Genomic DNA, 9,096 nt, shown 5'->3' on the forward strand with positions numbered 1-9,096 from the left:
AAAACCTCCTTTGATAGGAGAGCCTGTATATGGTGTTCTTTTCAATATCATATTCGGGCTTTTTTTGCGTGTAAGGATTTATAATGGAAGGGGAAACGCCATTAGAAAAAATGCGAAAACATATGTCCGTATAAAAGAATTTTATTACAAAAATGCTTATACCTCTTTGGTTCCAATTTATGCCAAAATGTGCTAATATTTTCTACTCTGGTGATATTTTCTTAACAGAGTTAACGAGATGCATAATACCTGAGAATACGCCATTTTATCACGTTTTACAGAATTTTTTCTATATAATCAATGGCTGATTGGGCAACTTTTCGGAATATTAAGAAAATGTTAGGAAATAAATCGTGAGATAGCACTAACAGACTTGACAATTTTATGATATTCATTGATAATATATTATGTTGGGCTATGTGAAAATGCCTTTTACTGCACAAATTTTCGACAAAACCGGGATACCTGATATTCGTGGTTTTTTGTTCTGCGGGCGGAAGAGGGCGCTTTCGGCATGGCAATATGAAATAAATGCTTGCGCGGGAAGGATGGTTCAATGTATTTATTATTATTACTGCTGTGGTTTATCTTCAACGGCAGGGTGACCCTTGAAGTGGCCCTGTTTGGTGTAGTGATCTGCGGCTGGCTGTACTGGTTCATTTCCAAGCACATGGGCTACAACTACAAGGATGAATTGCGTTTTGTGAAAAAGACGCCCCTGTATCTGAAGTATGCTGTGATCCTTGTTTGGGAGATCTTCAAGGCGAATATCGACGTTATCAAGATCATTCTGTCTCCAAAAATGGAAATCGAACCTGCAATCGTTAGATTCCATACAGACCTGGAAACTGAGGCGGCTCAGGTGATGCTTGCAAACTCCATCACACTGACACCAGGTACTTACACAGCAGGTCTGGAAAACGGTGATTATGTTGTTCAGGCACTGGACAAGAGCAAATTCGGCGAAGGACTGAATGATTCCGTTTTTGCGGAACAGCTGAGAAGGTTGGAGGGTAAGAAATGAGCGAGACAATGCACTTTATTTTAGAAATCGCTATGTGCGTGCTGGCGACCTGCATGCTTCTGGCGTTCACACGTGCGGTGAAGGGTCCTCGTTATACTGACCGTATCGTTGCCATCAATATGATCGGCACAATGACAACGGCAACCATCTGTATCCTTGCCATTTATCTGGGCGAAACCGCACTGATCGACGTTTCCCTGGTGTATACACTGCTGTCTTTCCTGGCGGTAGTCGTTATGTGTCATGTGGTTACACTGCATCATAAAGGTCGTCTGCTGTTCCTGAGCAAACACCATCAGGAAGAAAAAGAAGAGGAGGCGAAGGAAGAATGTCAATAAGAGAGATCATCGCTGCGGTATGCATCATCATTGGCCTTTTGGTATTCCTTTGCGCTACTTTTGGTGTTTTCCGTTTCAAATATGTTATGAACAAAATGCACGCAGCAGCCCTTGGCGACACAATGGGTCTGTTTTTTGTAGTAGTAGGTCTTATGATCATGAGCGACAGTGTTTTCGTGATTGCGAAATATGTCCTGATCATTCTGTTCTTCTGGCTGACAAGCCCCATTGCGACACACATGATCGCAAAGGTAGAACTGCTGACGAATAAAGACGCTGAAGAAAGGATGAAGGGCAAATGAGTGATTTTAGCATTACAATCCAGATGATCCTGGTCGTATTCCTGATCGTCAGCGCTATCGGCGTTTCTGTAACAAAGAACCTTTTTATGGCAGTTATCGTATTTATGGGTTACAGCTCCATTATGGCGATCGTCTGGCTTTTTCTGGAGGCTCCCGACCTGGCAATCACGGAAGCAGCCGTTGGTGCAGGCGTTGATACGGTCATCTTCTTCCTGACATTGAAGAAGGTACATGCCCTGAAAGGCACAAGGGAGGGTTGATGAATGAGCGATAATAGATCTTTCTGGCAAAGATTGAAGGGCTGGATCGATGGCGATGAAGTGATCATCGATGCGGACAAGTATATCTCTACCAGAGAAAGAAAAGAAATCGCCCCTGGCGAAAAGAGAGTTTCTGTGGAACATGTTCGTTCCAATAATCCTACACTGTACCGTGTCCTGTGTGTAGGGATCACCTTATGCTTCATTGTAGTCATGCTGATGGTGGTTATGGATCTGCCTATGTTTGGCGATCCCGGCAGCCCTACAAATAATGAAGTGGCAGCCCGTTACCTGGAAAGCGGTATCGAAGAAACAGGTGCGATCAACTTCGTAGCCGGTATGATCCTGGACTACCGTGCATTCGATACATTCGGTGAATCCAACGTACTGTTCATGGCGGTCGTTGCGGTTCTGATGCTGCTGCAGAGAGATAAGAAAAACATCAGTGCAGTAGAAGATAAGGAAATGGCGGAAGACGAAGTATTCGATGGTCAGGATTCCAAGATCATCCTGAAAAAAGGCGCGAAATGTCTGGCACCCATCGTTATCCTGTATGGCATTTACGTTGTACTGAATGGTCACCTGTCTCCCGGCGGCGGCTTCTCCGGCGGTTCTATCATCGGCGCAGGTCTGATCCTGTATGCTGCTGCGAATGGTCATAAAAAGATGCAGACATTCTTTACAGTAAAAACACTGACCATCACCAGTGTATGCTGTCTGCTGACATACTGCGGCTGTAAGAGCTATTCCTTCTTTACAGGCGCAAACCACGTTGGCTGGGAAGTTCCTAAGGGTACACCCGGCGACATCCTCAGCTCCGGCTTTATCCTGCCTCTGAATATTTGTGTAGGTCTGGTCGTTGCTTGTACTATGTATGGGTTCTATGCGTTATTTACAAAAGGAGAAATCTGATTATGAGTCATCTGTTGACAAACTATTATGAAGCAGCATCAGTGATCCTGTTTGGCATAGGGTTCATGAATCTGTTTCTGCAAAATAACCTGATCAAAAAATTTATTGGTCTGAATATCATGGATACAGCGGTTTATCTGTTCCTGGCGGCGAAGGGCTATGTTTTCGGCAGAGTAGCACCCATCCTGACAAATGGGATCATCGATGCGGATTACTACATCAACCCCATCCCTGCAGGTCTGGTTCTGACAGGTATCGTAGTATCCGTTAGTATCACATCGTTCTCTCTGGCCCTGGTTCTGAGACTGTATAAACATTACGGCTCCTTGAACATGGATGAGATTCTGCGAATGATGAGAGAGGAGGAAGGGGAATAATATGGAGCATCATGTAAATTTCGTACATAATATACCTTTCTTCAGCATCTTCTTCGCGATGTTCTGTGGTATCATAACACCACTGATCAAAAACGGTCGTATTGCCCGTCGTTTGCACGGCTTTATGGTGCTGCTGGTAGGCATTCTGTCCGTTGTTCTGCTGGTAAATGTTGTGCAGGATCAGGAAACATACACATTTATGATGGGTCATTTCCCTGCGCCCTGGGGCAACGAACTGCGTATCGGGCCTCTGGAAGCACTTCTGGCAGTTATGGTCAGCGTTGTTATGTTCCTGACGATCACAGCCGGCAGCGATGTTATCTTTAAGGAAATCGTTCCTGAAAAACAGAATTTCTATTTCATCATGCTGAACGCTACTTTCGGCGCAATGCTGGCGATGACATATACAAACGATATCTTCACAGGCTACGTTTTCATCGAAATTCTGACGATCGCATCCTGTACACTGATTCTGGCGAAGGGCACAAAGCAAGCCATCGTAGGTACAACACACTATCTTGTATTTGGTTGTGTTGGTTCCGGTCTGTTCCTGCTGGGTGTATGTATCCTGTATGGTATCACCGGTCAGCTGCTGTTCCCTCAGATGAAAGAGGGCATTGCTCTCTTGATGGCGACAGGCGATTATCACTTCGCGCTGATGATCGTAGTCAGCCTGATGTTTGTTGGTCTGGGCATCAAGAGTGCGCTGTTCCCGTTCCATTCCGCACTGCCTACTGCTTACGGTTCCACATTGACAACCTCCAGTGGTATCCTGTCCGGTCTGGTTCTGAAAGCGTACATCATCCTGGCTATCAAACTGGTATTTGAAGTATTTACAGTGGAAACACTGGTTGAACTGAAAATTGCGGACGTTATGTTCGTTCTGGGCGTGCTGGGTATGGTCATGGGTTCTGTTTATGCGGTACACGAAAGCCGTATGAAACGTATGCTGGCGTATTCCTCCGTGGCGCAGATTGGCTATATCTTTATGGGTATCGGTCTGGGTTCCGTAGCAGGTATGCTGGCAGCGATCTTCCATGTATTTGCTCATGCTGTTACAAAATCCATGCTGTTCGTATGCTGTGGTTCCTTCGTTGAAGGCGCAGGCGGTAAGGAACAGCTGGAAAACCTGAAGGGTGCAGCCCACAGAAATCCTCTGGCGGGTATTGCATTCACAGTTGGCGCTCTTTCTATGATCGGTGTGCCTCTGTTCGCAGGGTTTATTTCCAAATTGTACTTCGCAACGGCTGCTCTGGAAATGACTGGGCTGAGACTGGTTCTGGTTCTGGCTGCTCTGGCGATCTCCATGATCCTGAATGCGATGTACTTCCTGCCTTCCGTAATCGCTATTTGGACACGTCCCAAGGAAGAAGTACAGAAAACGCAGATTTCTCCCTTGTTCGCTCTGGCGATGGTGCTGTTTATCGTAGTCAATCTGGTATTGGGTATCGGTTACCGTCCTATCATTGATGTGATGGAGCTGGGTATCGAACTGATCCAGATGACATTGTGATGAGAGAATGAGGTGAGAAAAAATGAGCGGAAATGTACTTTTGCTGCTCCCGATGATTTTACCTTTTATCTTTGGTCTCATCATTGGCTTCCAGAAGGAAGAAAAGCAGCGTAATACTTTAGTTTTTATCGCAATGGCTGTAGAAGCGGCTCTGGTGTGGTATCTGTGCATGGGGGATCATTCCTTCCTGCTGTGGCAGATCACAGATCGTCTTTCCCTTGCGTATAACACAGACGGCCTGGCAAAATTCTTTGCCTGCCTGATCAGCACCATCTGGCTGCTGGCGGCAGTATTCTCCATGGAATATATGAAGCATGAACATAAGCCTGAACGCTTCTTCATGTTCTATACCTTCTCCCTGGGGGCACTGATGAGCCTGTGCTTCTCTGAAAATATGATGACATTGTATCTGTCCTATGAATTTATGACGATTCTGACAGCTCCAATGGTTATCCACTCCGGCACACCCGAAGCAGTTCGTGCTGGTCTGAAATATCTGGGTTATTCCTTCTTTGGCGCAGGCATGGGTCTGATGGGCTTCTTCTTCCTGAATACCTACTGCGAAACAACATCCTTCATCGCCGGCGGTACACTGGATATGGCTCTGGTGGCTGGCAATGAAAACCTGATGCTGATTGTGTTCTTCCTGATGGCGCTGGGCTTTGGCTGTAAGGCGGGTATGTTCCCCCTGCATGCATGGCTGCCCACAGCCCATCCCGTGGCACCTTCTCCTGCATCTGCGGTCCTTTCCGGTATCATCACAAAGGGCGGTATCATCGCCATCATCCGTGTGACATATTATCTGTTCGGCGTTGAATTCCTGAAAGGCACATGGGCGCAGACAGCGCTGCTGGTTCTGTCTATCGTGACCATCTTCATGGGTTCCATGCTGGCTTATAAAGAAAAACTGTTGAAGAGAAGACTGGCTTACTCCACAGTTTCCAACGTTTCCTACGTGGTATTCGGCCTGATGCTGATGTGCCCCGCAGGTTTCATGGGCGCACTGCTGCAGGTAGTCTTCCACGCAGTGGCAAAGAACATCCTGTTCCTTTGCGCCGGTGCTATCATCTATAAAACACACAAAACCTTCGTTCACGAATTGAAGGGTATTGGTAAGGAAATGCCTATCGTGATGTGGACATTCGCTCTGGCAGCGCTGTCCCTGATCGGTATTCCTCCCACAAGTGGTTTTGTCAGCAAATGGTATCTGGCTCAGGGCGGTCTGCTGCCCGAAGCTGATGTTCTGGGCATCGTTGGTGTAGCAGTTCTGATGGTCAGCGCATTGCTGACAGCAGGCTACCTGATGAGCATCGTGCTGAACGCATTCTTCCCCGGCAAAGATTTCGACTATGCTTCTTTGCAGAAGAAAGAACCTAATTATCTGATGACGGTACCTCTGGTACTGCTGAGCATCGCAGTGGTTGGCTTCGGTATGATGCCCACACCTCTGCTGGATATCATCAGCAGCATCAGCGGAATGATTTTCTAAGGGAAAGGGAGGAAACATTATGAACGCATTTGCGACATTGTTACCGGTGATCTTTCCGATCATTGCGGGTGCCTGCCTGCTGCCGGTAAAATTTAGTGACAGAAAGTCCCGTGAAAAAGTGGTACTGCCTATCGTTGTACTGAACGCGATCTTCGCGCTGTATGCGATTTTTGGCGCAGACGCTGGCATGGTGACGCTGTTCCAGTTCAGCGATAAGCTGTCTCTGGCTTTGCATGTGGATTGCATGTCCAAAGTATTTGGTACGATGGTTTCCATCCTGTGGATCCTGACGACTATTTATGCCTTTGAATATATGACCCACGAAGGCCACGAAGACAGATTCTTCGCATTCTTTATCATGACATTCGGTGTCGTTGTTGGTATCGCTTTTGCTGCCAACTTCCTGACAATGTATTTGTTCTACGAATTCCTGACACTGGCAACGCTGCCTATCGTTATGCATCAGTTGGATAACAAGGCACGCCATGCCGGTAAGATGTATGTCCTGTACATGATGTTCGGTGCAGCTTTGGCATTCATCGGCTTTGTATTCGTTATGGTATACGGTACAACAACAGACTTTATCTTCGGCGGCGTTCTGGATCCCAATCTGATTGCGGGCCATGAAGAAATGCTGCGTCTGGTATTCGTTCTGGCATTCTTCGGTTTTGGCGTAAAGGCTGCGGTATTTCCTTTTTACCGCTGGCTGCCCAAGGCGTCCGTTGCGCCTACACCCGTTACAGCGCTGCTGCATGCGGTTGCGGTCGTTAAATCCGGTATTTTTGCTATCATCCGTCTGACATACTTCGCATTCGGTACGGATTTCCTGGTGGGCACATGGGCGCAGTACGTGATGCTGATCGCCGCTGCCATCACCATCGTGTTTGGTTCTACAGTAGCCCTGAGAACCCCCCACGTAAAAAGAAGATTTGCATACTCCACAGTTTCCAACCTGTCTTATATCATTTTTGGTATCGCCATTATGACACCTGCAGGTCTGGCGGCGGGTATGCTGCATATGGTTTACCACGCTGTTATCAAGATCACATTGTTCTTCACAGCTGGTGCCATTCTGTATAAAACACACCGCGAATATCTCTATGAGATCGAAGGCTTCGGTAAGCTGATGCCTATTACATTCGCGACCATGGCTATCACAGGCCTGGGTCTGGTGGGTGTTCCTCCCTTTGCCGGTTTCCACAGTAAGTGGGCATTGGCAACGGCGGCAACAGCCAGCGGCAATCCTGTGACATATATTGGTGTTGTTGCGCTGATCCTGTCTGCGCTTCTGACAGCATTGTATATTTTCTCCATCATCATCAGAGCATACTTCCCCAGAGAAAAGGAATATCCTGCGGATTACTACCATCATGTATCTGATCCAAACAAATACATGACAGTGCCTCTGGTGATCTTGGCGATCGTTTCTATTATCATGGGTCTGATGCCTGATACACTGCTGGGCATCATGAATGACGCCATCATGGGCGTACTGTAAAGGAGGGGAGAAAGAATGGAACATATTGCAACAACAAGTATCGTCGTACCATTTCTGGTGTTCTTTCCTTTCCTCGGCGCGGTGGTAAGCTATATCATCGGCCGCAGTAATGAAAAGGCCCGTGATATCTGGGCGTGCATCCTGTCTGCGGTGGTTTTTGCAGCCAGCCTGACGATCATTGGTAAGGACGTAGCATATGAAATTTCCGGCTTCTGTGGTCTGGGGCTTACCTTTGCCGCAGATTGCTTCGGTATCGTACTGGCAGTGCTGACATCTTCCATCTGGCTGATCACAACACTGTTCAGTAGGGAATATATGGAAGCGGAAAGAAACAGAAACCGCTACTATTTCTTCGTATTCCTGACGCTGGGTGCCACAATGGGCATCTTCCTGGCGAACGATCTGTTTACATTGTTTATCTTCTTCGAAATCATGTCCTTCACATCCTTTGTGCTGGTTATGCATGATGAAGAAGCGTTCACCATGCGCGCTGCAAAAACATATCTGGCAGTGGCAGTGATCGGTGGTCTGGTAACACTGATGGGCCTGTTTATGATGTATCAGAAGGCAGGCACATTGAATATGAGAGAGCTGACAGCCTTCATGGCAACACAGAATGTGGCAGATTACTATGGCATTGGCGTTCTGATCCTGTTTGGCTTCGCTGCAAAAGCAGGTCTGTTCCCTCTGCATGTATGGCTGCCTAACGCATACACCGTAGCTCCTGCGCCTTCCAGTGCACTGCTGAGCTGTCTGCTGACAAAAACAGGTGTATTTGGCACCATCATCGTAAGCTGCAAGATCTTCCTGCATGATGCAAACTGGGGTTATTTTATCCTGATCCTGGGTATCATCACAATGGTCATGGGGGCGGTTCTGGCAGTATTCTCTGTCAATCTGAAGAGAACACTGGCTTGCTCTTCCATGTCTCAGATCGGGTTTATCGTGATTGCCATTGGTATGCAGGGCCTTCTGGGCGAACATAACGCCCTGGCGGCTGCAGGTACGATCCTGCACTTCCTGAACCATTCTCTGTTCAAGCTGCTGCTGTTCCTTGGCGCAGGTGTGATCTTCATGAATCTTAGAGAACTGAACCTGAACAAAATTCGCGGCTATGGGAAAGATAAACCTCTGCTGAAATTCATCTTCCTGATGCCTATTCTGGGTATCGGTGGTATCCCTCTGTGGAATGGTTATATTTCCAAAACACTGATCCACGAAAGCATGGTGGAATATATTGCTATCCTGAATGCATCCGGTCAGCCTGTTGCATTTATGAAATGCGCAGAAGCACTGTTCCTGTTCTCCGGCGGTCTGACATTGGCATATATGACAAAGATCTTTGTATGCATCTTCCTGGAAGACAATCCTTACGGCGCACCT

General features: G+C 47.1%; 11 protein-coding genes. All 11 read left to right on the forward strand.

Annotated elements, in window-relative coordinates; all coding sequences use genetic code 11:
* Positions 1-196, forward strand: a 196-nt coding sequence (locus IJ369_RS02545) for a hypothetical protein (protein WP_290715615.1), incomplete at its 5' end; no start/stop codon positions are given.
* A gap of 360 nt (positions 197-556) precedes the next feature.
* Positions 557-1,024 carry a Na+/H+ antiporter subunit E gene (locus tag IJ369_RS02550; RefSeq protein WP_290715617.1) on the forward strand — a complete coding sequence of 156 codons (468 nt, stop codon included), beginning with the start codon at positions 557-559 and terminating at the stop codon, positions 1,022-1,024.
* A complete protein-coding gene (locus IJ369_RS02555; RefSeq protein ID WP_290715619.1) occupies positions 1,021-1,362 on the forward strand; it encodes a monovalent cation/H+ antiporter complex subunit F in 342 nt (113 codons plus the stop codon). The genes IJ369_RS02550 and IJ369_RS02555 overlap by 4 nt, the downstream gene beginning before the upstream one ends.
* Positions 1,353-1,664 carry a monovalent cation/H(+) antiporter subunit G gene (gene mnhG, locus IJ369_RS02560; RefSeq protein ID WP_290715622.1) on the forward strand — a complete coding sequence of 104 codons (312 nt, stop codon included), beginning with the start codon at positions 1,353-1,355 and terminating at the stop codon, positions 1,662-1,664. The genes IJ369_RS02555 and mnhG overlap by 10 nt, the downstream gene beginning before the upstream one ends.
* A complete protein-coding gene (locus IJ369_RS02565; RefSeq protein ID WP_290715624.1) occupies positions 1,661-1,924 on the forward strand; it encodes a hydrogenase subunit MbhD domain-containing protein in 264 nt (87 codons plus the stop codon). Before mnhG ends, IJ369_RS02565 begins: the two co-directional genes overlap by 4 nt.
* Before the next feature lie 3 nt (positions 1,925-1,927).
* Positions 1,928-2,836 carry a hydrogen gas-evolving membrane-bound hydrogenase subunit E gene (gene mbhE / locus IJ369_RS02570; protein ID WP_290715627.1) on the forward strand — a complete coding sequence of 303 codons (909 nt, stop codon included), beginning with the start codon at positions 1,928-1,930 and terminating at the stop codon, positions 2,834-2,836.
* Between the two features lie 2 nt (positions 2,837-2,838).
* Complete coding sequence (locus IJ369_RS02575; RefSeq protein ID WP_290715630.1) at positions 2,839-3,213, forward strand: sodium:proton antiporter; 375 nt, start codon at positions 2,839-2,841, stop codon at positions 3,211-3,213.
* A gap of 1 nt (position 3,214) precedes the next feature.
* The gene (locus IJ369_RS02580) at positions 3,215-4,726 is read left to right on the forward strand and encodes a complex I subunit 5 family protein (RefSeq protein WP_290715633.1); all 1,512 of its coding nucleotides are present in this window, start codon (positions 3,215-3,217) and stop codon (positions 4,724-4,726) included.
* Positions 4,727-4,748: 22 nt separating this feature from the next.
* On the forward strand, positions 4,749-6,215 hold the full coding sequence (locus tag IJ369_RS02585; RefSeq protein ID WP_290715637.1) for a complex I subunit 5 family protein: 1,467 nt from the start codon (positions 4,749-4,751) through the stop codon (positions 6,213-6,215).
* A gap of 19 nt (positions 6,216-6,234) precedes the next feature.
* Positions 6,235-7,713 carry a complex I subunit 5 family protein gene (locus tag IJ369_RS02590; RefSeq protein WP_290715640.1) on the forward strand — a complete coding sequence of 493 codons (1,479 nt, stop codon included), beginning with the start codon at positions 6,235-6,237 and terminating at the stop codon, positions 7,711-7,713.
* Between the two features lie 15 nt (positions 7,714-7,728).
* Positions 7,729-9,096 (forward strand): complex I subunit 5 family protein (locus tag IJ369_RS02595; RefSeq protein WP_290715642.1); only part of this gene is annotated, 1,368 nt, incomplete at its 3' end.

Origin of the sequence: Anaerotignum sp. (assembly GCF_017483025.1) — a bacterium.
Classification (GTDB): Bacteria; Bacillota; Clostridia; order Lachnospirales; family Anaerotignaceae; genus Anaerotignum_A.